Source organism: Streptomyces sp. SDT5-1 (assembly GCF_052245995.1).
Lineage (GTDB): Bacteria > Actinomycetota > Actinomycetes > Streptomycetales > Streptomycetaceae > Streptomyces.
The window spans coordinates 1,550,538-1,566,938 of record NZ_CM125963.1 but is presented as its reverse complement, the minus strand read 5'-3'; the positions used below and the strand labels follow the sequence as shown (position 1 = coordinate 1,566,938).

Sequence of the window (16,401 nt, the reverse complement as noted above, 5' to 3'; positions counted from 1 at the left end):
GCCGGTCATCATCGCCCGGCGGAACTCTTCCGTGTCACCACCTCACAGTGCTTCGGTCACCGCCGCGATCAGCCGGTGGTTCTCCTGTGCCCCGCCGCCACCGCCCGCCGAGAAGCGGCGCCGCGTGTAGCTGTACGCGAGACCGGTGTCCGGATCCGCGAACGACTGCGCCCCGACCGCGCCGCTGTGCCCGAACGCCCGCGCGCCCAGCGCCTCGTACCGCACCCCCTGCGCCTCGAAACCCAGCAGGAAGTGGTCCGGCTCCCCGGTGACGAGGTCGACGCCGGGGGAGTGCGGCGTCGTGAACTCCGCGAGCGTGCCGGGCGCCAGGAGCGGCGCGCGGTCGTCGACCGTGGAGATCGCCGCGGCGTACATCTTCGCCAGGCCGCGCGCCGTGCCGACGCTCCCCGACGACGCCGGGCCCCGCGCGCGGACCGCGCGCGTATTGGCGTACGACACGAGGTCGGTCGGCGCGTTGAAGGCGAGGGTCGTGAGTCCGGTGGGCGGTGACTGGCCCGGGACCGCCGGCTGCGGCTGTGCCGGCAGATAGCGGGGCTCCTCCGACTCCGGCAGGCCGAGGTGGAAGTCGAGGCCGTACGGGATCCGCAGCCGCTCCGCGTAGTGCTCCTGGAGCGTGCGCCCGGTGACCCTGCGCACGACCTCGCCGGTCAGCGCGGCGACGGTGAACGCGTGATAGCCGTACCCGGTGCCCGGCTCCCAGGCGGGTGACAGTGGCGCGAGGCGTGCCGCGAGCCGTGGTTCGTCGGAGAGTTCATCGGTGCTCAGGCCCCCGGCGACGCCGAGCAGGCCGGCCCGGTGGGCCAGCAGATCGCGCAGCGTGAGACCGCCCTTGCCGCCCGCGGCGAACTCGGGCCAGTCGCGGACGACGGGCCGGTCCAGCTCCAGCACGCCGTCCTGGACGAGCAGCGCCGTGACGAGGTGGGCGGCGCCCTTGCCGGAGGAGTAGAGGGCGAGCAGCGCGTCGCCGGTGATGTCCTGGCCGGTCCACAGGTCCACGACCGGCCGGCCGTGCAGGCGCACGGACAACTGCGCGCTCAGACCGGGCTCTTCGCCCGCGACGGCCGCGAACGCGTCGCGCACGCCGGTGAATCGGGCGTCGACCGTGCCCCGCACGGGAGCGATGGCGGTGGTCATCGGTGCCCCAGCGGCAACTGGGCGCGCACCGAACCGAAGTTGGTGGGCGCGGCGCCGGTCGGCACGCCTGGCACCGAGTAGTTGAACTCGGGCGTGGCGATCAGCAGGGCGTCCGCCGCCGCGGTCCGCTCGCGCAGCAGCGCGGTGTTGTGTGAGTCGGGGCGCAGGCTGCCGGAGGCGGTGAGGACGTCGATCGGGCGCATAGGGATTCAGCTCCGTTGGGGGCGTCGAGCGGGGGAGCAATCTGAACTGCACAGTACAGTTCATATGAAGTGAACTCAACTGTTCAGTTCAGCCCGATTGCTAGGATGCGACCGATGAAGGGCTTGAAGGACATGAGCGACAACGCGGTGACCAGGCAGAAGCCGTCGGGGGAGCGTGCCGCCCGGAAGCGCGTGGCGATCATCGAAGCGGCCAGGGCGCAGTTCCTGCAGCACGGTTTCGGGGTCGGTGTGGACCAGATCGCCACCGCCGCGGGCGTCTCCAAGGTGACGATCTACAACCACTTCGGCAGCAAGGAGGACCTGTTCACCGAGGTGGTCGGCGACGCACTCGAACAGGCCCTCGGTGAATCGGCCCGCGCGATGAGCCGCCGCCTGACCGCCGACGACGACATCCGCGACGTGCTCACCGGTGCGGCCCGCGGCTGGGTCGAGGGCATCGCCCAGGACGAGGTGCTGGCGCTGCGCGCGCTCATCGCCGCCGAGTCGCACCGCTTCTCGCAGCTGGGCCGCGCCTGGCGCGCCCAGGGTCCCGACCGCTTCGCGAAGCCCCTGGCCGCCGCCCTCGAGTCCTGCGCCGACCTGCGCATCGACGACATGGAGGTGGCGATCCTCCAGTTCTACGCGCTGGTGCTGTACCCGCACATCGTCCACAGCGCGTACGGCGAGCGGCTCGCGCCCGACCTGGCCGAGCGGCTCGTGGAGCGCGGCGTGGACATGTTCCTGGCGTACTACGGCTGAGGGGCGCGCGGGCCCGCTCAGTACGGGCCGGGGCCACGGTCCTTGCCGGCGATCACGGGGCTGAGCGTGCGCAGGGCGAGGCCCGCGGCGATCAGGGTGAGGCAGCCGACGACCAGGCCCAGGAGGGCCAGCGGGCTGAGGCTGCCGGTCATGGCGAGGGCGCCGGTGCCCGCGCCGCCGAGCATCGCGGCGCTGGTGGGGTTCGCGTACATGGGGCAACTCCTTGGTGGGGTTCGGTGGTTGAGGCGGGGAGAGGGGTGGCTTCAGGTGGCGACCCAGTGGGCCTCGCGGCGCAGCACCAGGTCGACGAGCGAGCGAACGAAGACGGCCTGCCGGAACACGTCGTACAGCAGCTCCGGTATCAGGGGCAGCGCGAGCAGCGTGGCCCGCCAGCCCAGGCGTCGTACGGTCAGCGTCCGCTCCACGACGAAGATCAGCATGATCGAGGACCAGAACAGGGACAGTCCGCCCCAGCCGACGATCGCCAGGTTCAACACGGCGAACAGGAAGAACAGGCCGAGCGCGAGCGCGCCGACGCCGAGCATGAACTGCTGGCCGAAGTATTTCCGGGTGACCGGCGTCCAGCCGTAGTCGCGCAGGTTCTCCAGGGCGCCGCGCTGCCAGCGCAGCCGCTGGTGCCACAGCTTGCCCACCGACGGCATCACCTCGGTGACCAGCCAGCAGCCGTCGGGCGAGACGGTGCGGTACCCGAGCGTCTTGACGGCCTTCGTGATCTCGTCGTCCTCGGTGAGCGAGGCCAGCGAGTAGTAGCTCTCGCCGCCGCCGATGACCCCGTCCAGGCGCGCCCGGCGCACCTGGCGCAGCACACCCGCGCGGAACAGGCTGCCGGTGCCGGTGAGGACGACGGCCTCGTTGTTCTTGCGGCGGATCTCCAGGGCGTAGCGCTGGTACTCCATGCGCTGGAGCTGGCCGAGGAGGCCGCCGCCCGGCTCGCCGTAGAAGATGCCGCCGACGGCGCCGATCGTCGGGTCCTCCATGGCCTCGACCGCGCACCGCACGAACTCGGGGTTGAGGACGGTGTCGGCGTCCTGGACGAGCACCAGGTCCTCGTCGGCGAGGTCGGCGATCAGCGGGGCCATCGCCTGATTGAGCGCGCCGGCCTTCTTGTCCTTGTTGTCCGTCGGCTCGAAGACCTCGGCGCCGCAGTACGCGGCGATCCGCGCGGTGCGGTCCGTGCAGTTGTCGGCGACGACGACGATGCGGTCCGGGCGGACCGTCTGGCGGTACAGGCCCGCGAGGGTGGCGACGATGCGGTCCTGCTCGTTGTGTGCGGGGATGAGTGCGACGAGTGTCATTGACGAGCTGTCCCTTGCCCTGTCGTGGACTCTCGCAGGCGGGGCGCCGTGCGATGTCTACGACGATGGGCGGGCCAGGGGGCGGCGAGGTCGTGGCGAGGTTGCGCGACGGTTGCGGCGCGCGCCGCGGCCCGGTTCGGGACCTTCGGCCCGGGACCTACGCCGGGTCGGGGGCGGGCTGAACGTACCGGTAGCCGACCCCGCGCACGGTCTCGATCGGCGCCGCGCCGCCGGTCGCCCGCTCGATGCCGCGTCGCAGCCGGAGCACGGCGTACTTGACCTTGCCCGGGTCCCCTTCGGCATGGCCGCGCCACGCGTGGTGCAGCAGCTGCTCCGGGGTGAGCACCTGCCCGGGATTGCGGGCGAAGACGTGCAGCAGGTCGAATTCCAGCGGGGTCAGCGGCACGTAGTGCCCGCCCATGGTCACCTCGTGGGTGGCGAGGTCGATGCGGACGGAGCCGTCCTCCAGGAGCTGCTCGGGACGCGCGGCGGGCGTCGCGCGGCGCAGCCGGGCCATCACCAGGGCCCGCGGCAGCCCCTCGGGCAGTCCGTACCAGAGCACGTCGTCCGCGCCGGACTCCAGTGCCCGCACCGCGTCGTCCCGGTCGAGGCGCGGGGCGGCGACGATGACGTGCAGGTCCTCCGTCATCTCCCGGACCCGCCGCAGCACCTCCCAGAGCCCCGGGTCCCGTACGCGCATCCCGAGGACGAGCAGGTCCGGCCGGTAGCGGTACAGATCGCGCAGGGCCTCCCGGCCGCTGTGCACCATGCGGTACGAGAAGCGGGGGTCGTCCAGCTCGGCCAGCCAGTCGAGCGAGACGTCGGACGCCGCCGCCACCAGGAGCAGCGGCAGCGCCCGGCCTCGTGGACCACGGGGGGATGCGGGTGCCTGCATATCCCACATGCTCGGGCCGCGGCGATCATGTGTCGACCGGACCCGCGGCCGGGTCACACCCCGGGGTGGTACTTCCGCTCGACGTGCCCTGCCAGCTCCTCCGGGTAGAAGTACACGGGGCGCAGGTCGCCGCTCGCGTACCGCTTGACCTGGTCGCCGAAGTGCGGGGAATCCGGGTGGCCGCTCGCGCCGCCCGCGGTCACGGCCCACGCCCGCACCTTCGGGCCGAACTCGACGATCGCGACGAAGCTGTTGCCGCTCGTGCCGTAGTAGCGCTTCGTACCGGGGTAGCGCTTGGCGCCGAAGGAGGCGAGGGAACCCCACTGGGCGGAGGTGAACGGGACGGGGTGGCTGGGCTTGGCGTCGTCGAAGGTCTGGGTGATGGAGCCGTCGTTGCGCTGGTAGCGGTTGATCTCCGACCACGGGACGCGCCAGTCGCCGAAGTCCTGCGTCAGACGGTCCACCGCGGAGTCGAGCGCAGTGAGGCGCTGCGCGTCCGTGGCGCGGTCCGCCGCGTAGTCCCACACGGACAGGCCCGCGTCCGCGGCGGCCTTGGACACCAGGGCCCAGAGGGCCTCGCCCCAGAACACCGCGAGCGAGGTCGCCGTGGACCTCGCCGACCAGCGGAAGTCCCAGTCCCGCAGCAGCCCGATCGGCGCCGCGAGCCGCCTGCGCCGGGCACTGCTCCTCGGCAGGCCGTCCCAGGCCTTCGCGAGACCGGGGACCAGGCGGGCGAACGCCGTCAGGTACGGGTCGAACGCGCCCTCCATCAGGGTCTGCGGCGTGAATGTGTCGCGTGACGTGAGGACGCGGATCGCGTGCGGGCCGCGCGGATTCTCGCCCGCCTTGTCGAAGTAGCGGGGGTAGTCCTCCTTGTGCGGGCTGTCCGCGCCGGCCGCGGTCCAGGGCCAGTTGTTGCTGTTGAACGCCCAGCCGCTCTTCGGGTTCACCGCACGAGGCATGCTGTCCAGGGAGTGCAGGCCCTGCCAGTCGGTCGCAGGGTCGCTGCCGTCGACCGGCTTCATGTAGTCGAAGCGGTCGTCCCGCACCGGCATGAACTGCGGCATCAGGAAGGCGATCGAGCCCTTCGAATCCGCGAACAGCGTGTTGTTGGAGCTGTTCGCCTTCAGCTCCGCCACCTTCATGTACGCGGCGTAGTCCTTCGTCGTCGTCCGCAGATAGCTCTGCTTCAGCGCCTCGACCGGCTTGTTCATCAGGGCGCACGCGATCCACTTGCCGTCCGCCGCGCGGACGATCGGGCCGTGGTGGGTCGCGTACGTGGTGAAGGTGTGCCGCTCCTGGCCGCCGCTCTCCGTGCGGCACGACAGGGTGACCTCCCGGGTGGTGACCGGGCGGTTCTCCTTGCCGTAGCGGTACGTGTACGAGCCGTCGGCCGCGCGGTCGACGGTCTCCGCGAACTCGTCGATGTTGTCGACGCCGCTGGAGGTGTGCATCCAGCCGGTGTTCTCGTTGAAGCCCTGGTAGATGAAGAACTGGCCCCAGGTCGCGGCGCCGTAGACGTCGAGGCCCTCCTCGCTCGTCACGTGCTGTTCCGAGCGGAAGAAGAAGCTGGTGTGCGGGTTGATGAGGAGGAGGGCGTGGCCGTCGCGGGTGCGGCTCGGGGCGAGGGAGATGCCGTTCGAGCCCGACGGTTCGCGGAACGTCAGGCCGCGTTCCTCGTCGGTCGGCGGTATCTCGCGGTCCGTGTAGAACGCCTCCAACTGGCTCAGGGCGATCGACTCGATGTCGCCGCCGATGCTGCCCTCGGAGAAGCTCAGCGGCATCCACGGCTCGAAGCGGGTGAGGACGCGGGGGCGTACGTCGGGGTGGGTGGCCAGGTAGTGGTTCAGGCCGTCGGCCCAGGCCCGCATGAGGGCGCGCAGCCAGGCGGGGCACGTCGCGTACTGCTTCTTCAGGTCGTCCGGGTCGATGTACAGGCGCTGGCGGAGGTCCTGCCAGAGCGCGCTCTTCCCCTCGGACTCGGCGAGGCGGCCGAGGCTGACCAGGTAGTTGCGCTCGATGCGGTTGAAGTCGTCCTCGGCCTGCGCGTACATCATGCCGAAGATCGCGTCGGCGTCGGTCTTTCCGACGACGTGCGGGATGCCCCAGTCGTCGCGGGTGATCGTCACGCGCTCCGCCTGTCTCTTCCAACGGGCGCGCTCCGTGGGGGAGAAGGAGGCGGGGGCGGCGGAGGCCGGGGCGGATGGCAACGTTGTCGAGACGACGGCGAGGGCGGCGGCGCCGCCGATCACCGTGCGGCGGCGGGGGCCGGTGTGCTGTGCCTGATCTGCGTGACTCATACGGTGCTCCACCTTCGTCAGGGCTGCGACGGGTCGAGCCTAAGAAGCTCCCCGGTGGTGATCAACAGTGCGGACGGGACCGCTGATGGGGGATTTCCCCACCCCCCTCACCCCTGCGGAGCGATGCCGTGGTGGGGCGGCGTGCCGATCCTGTGGGCTACCAAGTCCGGTGCGCTCGGGGGGACTCGCTCATGACGTGGAACGTTCCGCTCGTGGTCCGTGGCCGATCCGGGGTCGCGCCCGTCGTGGTGCGGCGGGTGGCCGACCTGGTGGTCATCGAGGTACGTGGCGCCATCGAGCCCGCGGCGGAGGCCCGCATCGGGAGGGTGCTGCACGGCGCCATCCGGCGCGGCGGCGCGGGTGTCGTGGTGGACCTGCGGCAGGTGGACGACCTGGGGGCCAGCGGCCTGAGCGTGCTGCGCCTGGCCCGCCTGCTGGCGGCGCAACGCTGCGTCCCCTTCGCTTTCGCGGGAGCGGTACGCCGTGTTCCCGAACTCCCGTCGGGGTGAATGGGGTTGGCGGGCTCCTCCTCACCCGCCGCGGAGGATGCCGAGCGTCCGGACCGCTGCTTCGGTCGCGGCATGGTCGAGGTGAGCGCGGGCGGCACCGTCGAGGTGGCCGGCCGAATGGCGCGGACTCTGCTCGGCGCGCTGCGCGAGGCGCCGCGCCTGGTGATCCGCAAGTCGGTCGACGTGGTCCTCGACTGCGTCGACCTGAACGCGGTCGTGGCGCGTATCGATGTGAACGCGGTGGTGGCGAGGGTGGACGTGAACGGGGTGGCGGATCGGGTGGATGTGGAGCGGGTCGTGCGGCGGGTGGATGTGGGTGGGGTGGTCGACCGTGTGGACCTGGACGCGGTCGTCGCGCGGGTGGACATGAATGCGGCGGCGGACCGGGTGGATGTGGACCGGATCGCGCGCCGGGTGGACGTGGATGCCGTCGCCGACCGAGTCGATGTCGAGCGGGTCGTGCGTCGCGTGGACGTGGACGGGGTGGTTCGGAGGGTGGACGTGGGGGCGGTCGTGGACCGTGTGGATGTCGATGCCATTGCCGCCCGGGTGGACGTGAACGCTGTTGCGGCGCGGGTTGATGTGGATGCGGTTGCTGATCGAGTTGATGTGGATCGGGTCGCCTGTCGGGTTGATGTGGATGCCGTCGCCGATCGGGTGGATGTGGATCGTGTTGCGCGGCGCGTGGATGTGGACGCGGTTGCTGATCGCGTCGATGTGGATCGGGTCGCCGGCCGGGTCGACGTCGATGCCGTCGCCGATCGGGTCGATGTTGATCGCGTGGCGCGGCGGGTGGACGTGGATGCCGTCGTTGAGCGGGTTGATGTGGGGCGGGTCGTTCGCAGGGTTGATGTGGGGGAGATCGCCGGGGTCACCCGAGGGGTGCTGCGGGAGGTTGATCTGGGGCGGATCGTGCGGGACACCGGGGGTGGGCTGACCGTCGAGGCGGTCGAGGGTGTGCGGGCGCTGGGGCGGCGGGGGGATCGGAACGTCGAGCGGTTCGCGGGGCGGGTGTTGCGGCGGCGTGCGACGTGAACGGAGCGGCCGGGATCGTTTCGCGTGGGCTCGCCGCGCTGGTTGATGTGCTGGTTCTCGCTCTGGTCGGGCTGTTCCTCGAGGTGGCGGCGGGCTGCGCGCGGATGATGGTCGTCGGGCCGCCGTTTCGGATGCCGGACGCGTCGAGCTGGGTCGGCGGGGTGCTGGGGTGGGCCCTGGCGGTCTGCTACCTCGGCGGCTCGTGGGCGCTGGTCGGGGCTACGCCGGGCGCGCGCCTGATGGGCGTGCACGTGGCGGACAGGGCGGGGCGGAGGCTGCGCACGGTCCGCTCCCTCGCGCGGGCCGCGCTGTCCGTGAGCGTGCCGCTTGGCCTGCTCTGGATCCCGTTCAGCCGCCGCGGCGCCGCGCTTCAGGACCTGGTGGTGCGCAGCGCGGTGTCGTACGACCGCGGCTCCGAGGACTGACCGGGTGTCCACCCGCTGATCCCGTGTTCGGCGACCCTGCGGGAACGGCGCCGCTGTCTGAGGCGAATGGCACCGCCTGCATCGCCTCGTACGACCGCAGTGCCGACGGCTCACCCGGCACCCATCGCCCGCGTGGCCGGGCCGCCGTCAGACACCGGGCGCGCCCCCGTGGCCTCGTACGACCGCGGCCTCAACTGGGCCTGTGCTCGGCGGCCGTGCGGCCGGAGTGCCGCCGCGTACGGGCTGACGGTGGGCGCGCCCCCGTATCGGCTCGTACGGCCGTGGCTACGGCTGGTCCGCCACCCCTGCGAGCCCGAGGTCCCGTGACCGCGCGGTCCGAGGGTGGGCCCGTGCCCACCTTCAGCCCGTGCGGACCCCGCTACGACGCTCCCTCCGTCCCCCTCCGTCCTTTCGGCAGCATCGCCGCCGCCCCCAGACCCACCAGGCCGATCGCCGCCAGGACCGCCAGGGCTGTCGCGTAGGGGCCGACCGCGGGGTTGGCGACGAGGATGGTGCCGGCCAAAGCCGTGCCGACCGAGGAGCCGAGGTTGGAGATGCTGCGGGAGAGGCCGGAGATCTCGCCCTGGAGGTCCTCGGGGAAGCTGGACTGGACGACGTTGACGGACGGCGTGAGCATGAGGCCGAGGCCCAGGCCGATCAGGAGGAGGCCGGGAGTGGAGGCCCAGGCCTTCTGGGAGGCGTTGGCCAGGGCGAGGAGGATGCCGATACCGCACACCGTGACGATGAAACCGGCCATGATGAGCGTACGTTGCTCGCGCCGCTCGGCGAACCGTTCCGCGCCGAGCGAACTGATGAGCAGCCCCACCGTCGAGGCGGTGAAGATGACGCCCGTACCGATGGCGTCGTAGCCGCGGACGACCTGGAGGTACGCGGCGACCACGAACGACACCCCCATGAGCATCAGCCACTGGGTGTGCTGGGTGATCAGGCCGAGGTTGGACGTCCGGTTCTTGAACAGGCTCGTGGGGAGCAGGGGTCGGGAGCCGGAACGCTCCCGTCCGCGTACCCAGCGGAAGAAGGCGAGGAGGACGAGAGCCCCGGCCACGAGCAGCGCCCCCATGAGCCAGGCGTTGTCGTCGGCCGCGAGGATGCCGAGGACGACGAGCACGAGGCCGGCCGCCGACAGGATCGCGCCCACCGTGTCGAAGTCGCGCCCGCGGTCCGCCGGAAGCGGATCGTGCAGGCTCCTGCTCAGCAGGATGATGACCGCGACGACGGCCGCCTGGAACACGAACGCCGCCCGCCAGCTGATCGCCGACGTGATGAGCCCGCCGAGCAGCGGCCCCGTCGCGGCGCCGATGCCGCCGAGCGCCATGATGGCGCCGAACGCCCGCGCCCGCCGCGTCACTTCGGTGAACAGGAGCGTGGTGAGGATGTAGACCGGCGGGATCAGCAGCGCCGTCCCGATGCCCTCCAGGATCGAGTTGCCGAGGATCAGCACGCCGAGGCCGGGCGCCGCCGCGCTGAGCAGCGCCCCCACCCCGTAGATCGCGAGCCCGGCGACGAGGCAGCGCTTGCGGCCGTAGCGGTCGGCGAGGATCCCGCCGGGGATCATCAGCGCGGCCATGACCAGCAGGAAGACAGTGATCGCCGTCTGGACGCCCTGCACGGTGGTGTCCAGGTCCTCGCTGATGTCGTGGATCATCACGTTCATGTTCGAGCCGGCGAAGCTGCAGATGAACTGGGCCAGCGCGAGCGGCGCGAGGACCCGGCGCCGACGGCCGCCGCCCCGCTCGGGACCTTCGTCGCCGCCCGGCCCTCGGCCGTGGGCCGCCTCGGGAGTGCTTGCCACGCTCATCGCCTCGCTTCGCGTCGCGGGCCGGACTCCGGACAGCCTCCGGGCGCCGCCCGCCCGGGTCGTCACCCCCGAAGGGTGACGACTCGCGCTCCGTGGGGCCCCGACACTCGGCGGCACAGCGGTGCAATCGGCACCCTCCTCACACCTGGGGGTCCTGTGATGGCCACCTCGACCACTTCGCAGCACGGCATGGGCAGCGCGAAGGACGCGGCCGCCGGAGGGGTCACCGTCTTCGCGGCGGTGATGCTCTTCATCGCGGGCGCCATGGATTTCTTCCGCGGTCTGATGGCGGTCCTGGAGGACGACGTGTTCCTCCGCACGCCCGACTACACCTTCCAGTTCGACCTGACGGCCTGGGGCTGGATCCATCTGATCCTCGGCGTGGTCGCCGTGGTCGTCAGCCTCGGCCTGTTCGTCGCCATGAAGTGGGCCAGGGTGCTCGGCGTGGTCCTCGCCGTCCTGATCATGATCGGGAACTTCCTCTCCATCCCGTACTACCCGTTCTGGTCCCTGACGCTGATCGCTCTCGACGCCCTGGTGATCTGGGGCCTGTGCACCGTGAAGCGGGACACGCTGATCTGACCGGCCGGCTCCCCGGCGGACACGGACCGAGGTGGCTCATGAAGGACGGACGGGCGCGCCCGAGGGACGAACGGGCCGAGCGCATCGCCGAGTTCATCGCACCCCTGCGGGTCGAGCCGGGGGAGAAGGTGCGCCTGTCCAAGGACTTCGACCCCGGCAGCACGTCGGGCCTGAAGAACAAGCGGCAGGGCAGGGAACTGCTGAGCGAGGGCGTCGCCCTGCTCGCCGACCACCAGCGCCGCCTCGCCGCCGACGGCACGCACGGAGTGCTGCTCTGCCTCCAGGCTCTCGACGCCGGCGGCAAGGACGGCACCATCCGGCACGTCATGAGCGGGGTGAACCCGCAGGGCGTGCGCGTCGCCGGCTTCAAGGTGCCCTCGCACGACGAGCTGAGCCACGACTACCTGTGGCGCTACACGTGCGCGCTGCCGCGCCGCGGCGAGATCGGCATCTTCAACCGCTCCCACTACGAGGAGGTCCTGGTGGTGCGCGTGCACCCCGAACTCCTCGACCGGCAGCGGCTTCCGGGCCGTGAGCGGCACGGCAAGGAGCTGTGGCGGCGCCGCTACCGCGAGATCAACGAGTGGGAACGGTATCTGACGGACAACGGCTTCAGGCTCGTGAAGCTGTTCCTGAACCTGTCCAAGGAGGAGCAGCGGATCCGCTTCCTCAAGCGCATCGACGTACCCGAGCGGAACTGGAAGTTCTCGGCGGCCGACGCGCGCGAGCGGGCCCGCTGGGACGACTACCAGGAGGCGTTCGACGACATGCTGTCCGCGACGAGCACCCGCTGGGCCCCCTGGTACGTCGTGCCCGCCGACCACAAGTGGTACGCGCGGATCTGCGCGGCGGCGGTGCTCGCGCACACCCTGATGGACATCGGCCCGCGCTACCCGGTCATCCGCGAGGAGACCCGCCGGGAACTGGAGCTGGAGAAGCGCCGGTTGGAGAAGGAGGCGCCCGCCGGGGCCGCGGCCGATCCGTACGGCACGAAGCACCGGAGGCGGGAGCGGTGACCGCGTCGGCGCACCTGTGGCACGCCGAACCCGCCGAATCGGTCGCGTACGAACTGGGCGTCGACCCGGCCGTGGGGCTCGACTCCGCGCGGGCGACGGCGCGCAGGGCCGAGGCCGGGCCGAACGCGCTGCCCGAGGAGCGGCCGGTCCCCGCGCTGCGCCGGATCCTGGGCCAGTTCACCTCGTACATGCAGATCATCCTGGTCGCGTCCGCGATCGTCTCGCTGCTCATCCAGGAATGGGGCACGGCCGTGGTGCTGCTGGCCCTGTCCGTCGTGAACGCGGTGATCGGACTGCGCCAGGAGGGCAAGGCGGACAGCGCCATGAACGCCCTCAAGGCGATGACGAAGGCCACCGCGCGGGTGCGGCGCGACGGCAAGGAGGCCGAGATCGCCGCCGAGGACGTGGTCGTCGGGGACGTCGTGCTGCTCGCCGCGGGCGACGAGGTCCCGGCGGACGGGCGGCTCGTCGCGGCGACCGCCCTCCAGATCGACGAGTCGGCGCTCACCGGCGAGAGCGTGCCCGCGGCCAAGGACGCCAACCCGGTGACCGGCAAGGAGGTCGGCCCCGCCGACCAGAGCGACATGGCGTTCATGTCCACGCCGGTGACGCACGGCAGCGGCGTGCTCCTCGTGACCGCCACCGGCGCCGCCACCGAACTCGGCCGGATCTCCGGCATGTTGACGGCCGCGCGGCGCGAGATGTCGCCGCTGTCCAAGGAGTTGAACCGGCTCACCCTGTGGATCGTCGGGGCCGCCGCGCTCACCATGGTCGTGATGTTCGCGCTCGGCCGGGGACGCGACGAGCCCTGGGACGCGCTGTTCATCAGCGCCGTCTCGCTCGCCATCGCCGCCGTGCCCGAGGCGCTGCCGACGGTGACACAGACGATCCTCTCCATGGGCGGGCTCGACCTGGCGAGGCGGCACGCGATCGTCAAGGACCTGCCGTCCGTGGAGACCCTGGGCTTCACGTCGGCCGTGAACTCCGACAAGACCGGCACCCTGACGATGAATCAGATGACCGTCGTCGAGGTCGTCGACGCCTTCGACCGGTACACCGTCTCCGGCACCGGCTACGGCCTCGAGGGCCGGATCCACCACGCCGCTGGCAGCTCGCCCGGCATCGAGGACGCGATCCTGCCGCACCTCGTCGCCAGCGACGCCGCGCTGGTCGACGGCGAGGTGGTCGGCGACCCAACCGAGGGCGCGCTGCTCGTCCTCGGCCACAAGGCGGGCCTCGACGTGGCCGCCACCCGGGAGCGGCTGCCGCGCCTCGCCACGCTGCCCTTCGACCCGGCGTACAAGCTGATGGCCACCTTCCATGCGGCGCACGACGGGCAGGGTCGGCCCGTCGTGCGCTGCTTCGTCAAGGGCGCGGCGCCCGCCGTCCTCGCGCGCACGACCACCGCCCGTTCGGACGGCGCGGACATCGTTCTCGACGCCGGGCTGCGGAGCCGGGCCGAGGGAGAGGTCGAGCGGATGGAGCGGGCCGGCCGCCGGGTGATGGCCGCCGCCACCCGCGACCTGGACCCCGCCGCGTTCGCACCGGACGGCGATCTGCTCGACCTGGTACGGGAGTTGAGCGTCACCAGCCTCGTCGGCATGGTCGACCCGCCGCGCCCCGAGTCGCGGGACGCCGTGGCCGCCGCGCAGGCCGCCCACATTCGCGTACGCATGGTGACCGGGGACGACGTCATCACGGGCGCCGCGATCGCCGAGCAGGTCGGCATCCGCGGCGAGGCGATCCTCGGCGCCGACTTCGCGGCGCTGCCCGAGGAGGAGCGGCTCGCCCGCATCGACCGGATCGGCGTCCTCGGCCGGGTGGCGCCCGAGCACAAGGTGCTGCTCGCCGAGACGCTGAAGAAGAAGGGCGACGTCGTCGCCATGACCGGCGACGGCGTCAACGACGCGCCCGCCATCAAGGCCGCCGACATCGGAGTGGCCATGGGGTCGGGCACCGAAGTGGCCAAGAACGCCGGGCGGATGATCCTGTCCGACGACAACTTCGCGACGATCGTCCACGCGGTCGAGCAGGGCCGCAAGATCTACGACAACCTCACCAAGTACATCCGCTTCGTCCTGATCCTGCTCGTCGTGTTCGTGCTCACCTTCCTCGGCGCCTCGCTCTTCGACATCGCCGACGCGGAACCCTTCAACCCCGCGCAGGTGCTGTGGATCCACTTCGTCGTCAACGCGGCGTTCGGCTTCTCCCTCGGCTTCGACCGCGTCGGCGCGGGCCTCATGACCCGCAAACCGCGCCCGCGCGGCGAGCCGGTGATGACCCCGGCGCTGATGCTCACCGTCGGCCTCGTCGGCGCGGGCATCGCCGTCGCGCTGCTGAGCCTGATCAAGCTCGGTGAGGCGCGCTACGACAGCGTCCGGATCGGCAACTCGATCGCCTTCGCCGCGTTCGCGTTGTGCCTGATCGTGGCCGCCGTCGAGTGCCGCAGCCAGACCGGGACCGCGCTCACCGTCGACACCTTCGACAGCAAGCAGCTCAACTGGACGATCCTCGCCGAGTTCGTGCTCGCCGTGCTCGTCACGCAGACCGACGCCTTCAACCGGCTGCTCGACACGGTGCCGCTGGGGCTCGGCCAGTTCGGCTGGGCGCTGCTGCCCGCGCTCGCGCTCCTCGCGCTGTGGGAGCTGGGCAAGCTGATCGCCCGGCGGAGGTGAACCACCGGTGCCGAAGGCCCTGCCGGTGCCGCCCGGTGTGCAGACCCTGCGGGAGTATCGGCGGTCCTGGCTGGTCAAGGATCTCGTGGCGGGCGTCGTCCTGACCACGCTCCTGGTGCCGCAGGGCATGGCCTACGCCGAACTGGCGGGGCTCCCGGCGATCACCGGGCTCTACACGTCGGTGCTCTGCCTGCTCGCCTACGCCGTCGCGGGCCCGTCCCGGATCCTCGTGCTCGGGCCCGACTCCTCGCTCGGGCCGATGATCGCGGCGACCGTGCTGCCGCTGGTCGCGTCCGACGGCGACAGCGGTCGCGCGGTCGCCCTCGCCTCCGTGCTCGCCCTGATGGTCGGCGCGATCACGATCCTGGCGGGGGTGGCGCGGCTCGGCTTCGTCGCCGACCTCATCTCCAAGCCCACGATGATCGGCTACATGAACGGGCTCGCCCTCACCATCCTCGTCGGGCAGCTGCCGAAGCTGTTCGGGTTCTCCGTGGACGCGGACGGGCTGATCGGAGAACTCGAGGGGCTCGTACGGAAGCTGGCCGACGGGGCGGCCGTGCCGGCGGCGGTGGCCGTGGGATCGAGCTGCATCGCGCTGATCCTGCTGCTCCAGCGGCTGCTGCCGAAGGTGCCCGCCGTGCTCGTGATGGTGGTGCTCGCCATCGGCGCGACCGTCGTGTTCGACCTCGGGGAGCACGGGGTGAAGCTCGTCGGGCGGCTGCCGGAGGGGCTGCCGCCGTTCACCGTGCCCGACGTCCGCTGGGACGACCTCGGGCCGCTGTTCGTGGGCGCCCTCGGCATCGCGCTCGTCTCCCTCGCCGACACCATCTCCAACGCGTCCGCGTTCGCGGGCCGCAGCGGGCAGGAGGTCCGCGGGAACGACGAGATGATCGCCATCGGAGCGGCGAACGCGGCGGCGGGGCTCTTCCAGGGCTTTCCCGTCAGCACCAGCGGATCGCGGACCGCGGTCGCCGAACGGGCGGGCGCCAGGACGCAGTTGACGGGCCTCGTGGGCGCCGGGCTCATCCTGCTGATGCTCGTCCTCCTCCCCGGTCTCTTCCGTGATCTGCCGCAGCCGGCGCTCGCCGCCGTCGTCATCACCGCGTCGTTGTCCCTGGCGGATCTGCCGGGCATGGCGAAGCTGTGGCGGCAGCGCAAGGCCGAGTTCTGGCTGTGCGGGGCCGCGTTCCTCGGGGTGGCGCTCCTGGGGGTCCTTCCGGGGATCGCGGTCGCCGTCGGCCTGTCGATCCTCAACGTGTTCCGGCGGGCGTGGTGGCCGTACAGCACGGTGCTCGGGCGGGTGGCCGGGATCGAGGGCTACCACGACGTCCGCTCGCATCCGGGGGCGCGGCAGTTGCCGGGGCTCGTGGTGCTGCGCTTCGACGCGCCGCTGTTCTTCGCCAACGCCAAGTCGTTCCGGGACGAGGTGCGGGGCGCGCTCCGCTCGGCCGACGAGCCGCGGTGCGTCGTGGTCGCGGCCGAGCCGATCACCGACGTCGACACGACCGCGGCCGACGTCCTGGAGGAGCTGCGGGAGGCGCTCCGCGGGCAGCGGGTCGACCTGGTCTTCGCCGAGCTGAAGGACCCGGTGCGGCGCAAGCTCGAACGCTACGGTCTGACCCGCGCGTTCGGGCCCGACGCGTTCTTCCCGACGGTCGAGAGCGCGGTGGAGGCGTTCCGTTCCCGCGCGGGCGTGGACTGGTGAACCAGCC

15 protein-coding genes are annotated in these 16,401 nt (G+C 71.7%); 8 read left to right on the top strand and 7 right to left on the bottom strand.

The features are described 5' to 3' along the window. Nucleotides 1–42: 42 nt before the first annotated feature. Together ACTWJ8_RS07365 and ACTWJ8_RS07360 are read right to left on the bottom strand one after the other, a co-directional pair. Nucleotides 43–1,155, bottom strand: a complete 1,113-nt coding sequence (locus ACTWJ8_RS07365) for a serine hydrolase domain-containing protein (RefSeq protein WP_443263362.1) — start codon at nt 1,153–1,155, stop codon at nt 43–45. Further along, entirely contained in the window at nt 1,152–1,358 is a 207-nt protein-coding gene (locus ACTWJ8_RS07360) for an NADPH-dependent FMN reductase (protein ID WP_443263361.1), read from the bottom strand. Before ACTWJ8_RS07360 ends, ACTWJ8_RS07365 begins: the two co-directional genes overlap by 4 nt. A gap of 114 nt (nt 1,359–1,472) precedes the next feature. On the opposite strand from ACTWJ8_RS07360, the gene ACTWJ8_RS07355 reads away from it, so the two are divergent. Next, a complete protein-coding gene (locus tag ACTWJ8_RS07355) occupies nt 1,473–2,117 on the top strand; it encodes a TetR/AcrR family transcriptional regulator (protein ID WP_443263360.1) in 645 nt (214 codons plus the stop codon). Between the two features lie 17 nt (nt 2,118–2,134). Here the strand turns inward: ACTWJ8_RS07355 and ACTWJ8_RS07350 are convergent, their stop codons facing one another. From ACTWJ8_RS07350 to ACTWJ8_RS07335, 4 genes are all read right to left on the bottom strand, one after another. After that, entirely contained in the window at nt 2,135–2,329 is a 195-nt protein-coding gene (locus tag ACTWJ8_RS07350; RefSeq protein ID WP_356383399.1) for a hypothetical protein, read from the bottom strand. Nucleotides 2,330–2,380: 51 nt separating this feature from the next. Beyond that, nucleotides 2,381–3,433, bottom strand: coding sequence for a glycosyltransferase family 2 protein (locus ACTWJ8_RS07345; protein ID WP_443263359.1), 1,053 nt, complete (start codon nt 3,431–3,433; stop codon nt 2,381–2,383). A gap of 157 nt (nt 3,434–3,590) precedes the next feature. Next, a complete protein-coding gene (locus ACTWJ8_RS07340; protein WP_356383404.1) occupies nt 3,591–4,328 on the bottom strand; it encodes a response regulator transcription factor in 738 nt (245 codons plus the stop codon). Nucleotides 4,329–4,381: 53 nt separating this feature from the next. Continuing rightward, nucleotides 4,382–6,628, bottom strand: coding sequence for a penicillin acylase family protein (locus ACTWJ8_RS07335; protein WP_443263358.1), 2,247 nt, complete (start codon nt 6,626–6,628; stop codon nt 4,382–4,384). A 191-nt stretch (nt 6,629–6,819) separates the two neighbouring features. Between ACTWJ8_RS07335 and ACTWJ8_RS07330 the strand changes: the two genes are divergently transcribed. From ACTWJ8_RS07330 to ACTWJ8_RS07320, 3 genes are all read left to right on the top strand, one after another. Next, entirely contained in the window at nt 6,820–7,137 is a 318-nt protein-coding gene (locus tag ACTWJ8_RS07330) for an STAS domain-containing protein (protein ID WP_356383410.1), read from the top strand. A 72-nt stretch (nt 7,138–7,209) separates the two neighbouring features. Beyond that, the gene (locus ACTWJ8_RS07325) at nt 7,210–8,172 is read left to right on the top strand and encodes a hypothetical protein (protein ID WP_443263357.1); all 963 of its coding nucleotides are present in this window, start codon (nt 7,210–7,212) and stop codon (nt 8,170–8,172) included. Further along, complete coding sequence (locus ACTWJ8_RS07320; RefSeq protein ID WP_443263356.1) at nt 8,169–8,597, top strand: RDD family protein; 429 nt, start codon at nt 8,169–8,171, stop codon at nt 8,595–8,597. The genes ACTWJ8_RS07325 and ACTWJ8_RS07320 overlap by 4 nt, the downstream gene beginning before the upstream one ends. Nucleotides 8,598–8,976: 379 nt before the next feature. On the opposite strand, the gene ACTWJ8_RS07315 is transcribed toward ACTWJ8_RS07320, so the two are convergent. Continuing rightward, a complete protein-coding gene (locus ACTWJ8_RS07315) occupies nt 8,977–10,272 on the bottom strand; it encodes an MFS transporter (RefSeq protein ID WP_443264827.1) in 1,296 nt (431 codons plus the stop codon). Between the two features lie 303 nt (nt 10,273–10,575). Here ACTWJ8_RS07315 and ACTWJ8_RS07310 point away from each other — a divergent pair, with 303 nt between their 5' ends. The 4 genes from ACTWJ8_RS07310 to ACTWJ8_RS07295 are packed head-to-tail and all read left to right on the top strand — an operon-like array spanning nt 10,576 to nt 16,394. After that, a complete protein-coding gene (locus tag ACTWJ8_RS07310; RefSeq protein WP_356383419.1) occupies nt 10,576–10,998 on the top strand; it encodes a DUF7144 family membrane protein in 423 nt (140 codons plus the stop codon). 38 nt (nt 10,999–11,036) lie between these two features. Further along, nucleotides 11,037–12,014, top strand: coding sequence for a polyphosphate kinase 2 family protein (locus ACTWJ8_RS07305; RefSeq protein WP_443263355.1), 978 nt, complete (start codon nt 11,037–11,039; stop codon nt 12,012–12,014). Next, nucleotides 12,011–14,689, top strand: a complete 2,679-nt coding sequence (locus tag ACTWJ8_RS07300; RefSeq protein WP_443263354.1) for a cation-translocating P-type ATPase — start codon at nt 12,011–12,013, stop codon at nt 14,687–14,689. Before ACTWJ8_RS07305 ends, ACTWJ8_RS07300 begins: the two co-directional genes overlap by 4 nt. Before the next feature lie 7 nt (nt 14,690–14,696). Beyond that, nucleotides 14,697–16,394, top strand: coding sequence for a SulP family inorganic anion transporter (locus tag ACTWJ8_RS07295; RefSeq protein WP_443263353.1), 1,698 nt, complete (start codon nt 14,697–14,699; stop codon nt 16,392–16,394). Nucleotides 16,395–16,401 lie beyond the last annotated feature (7 nt).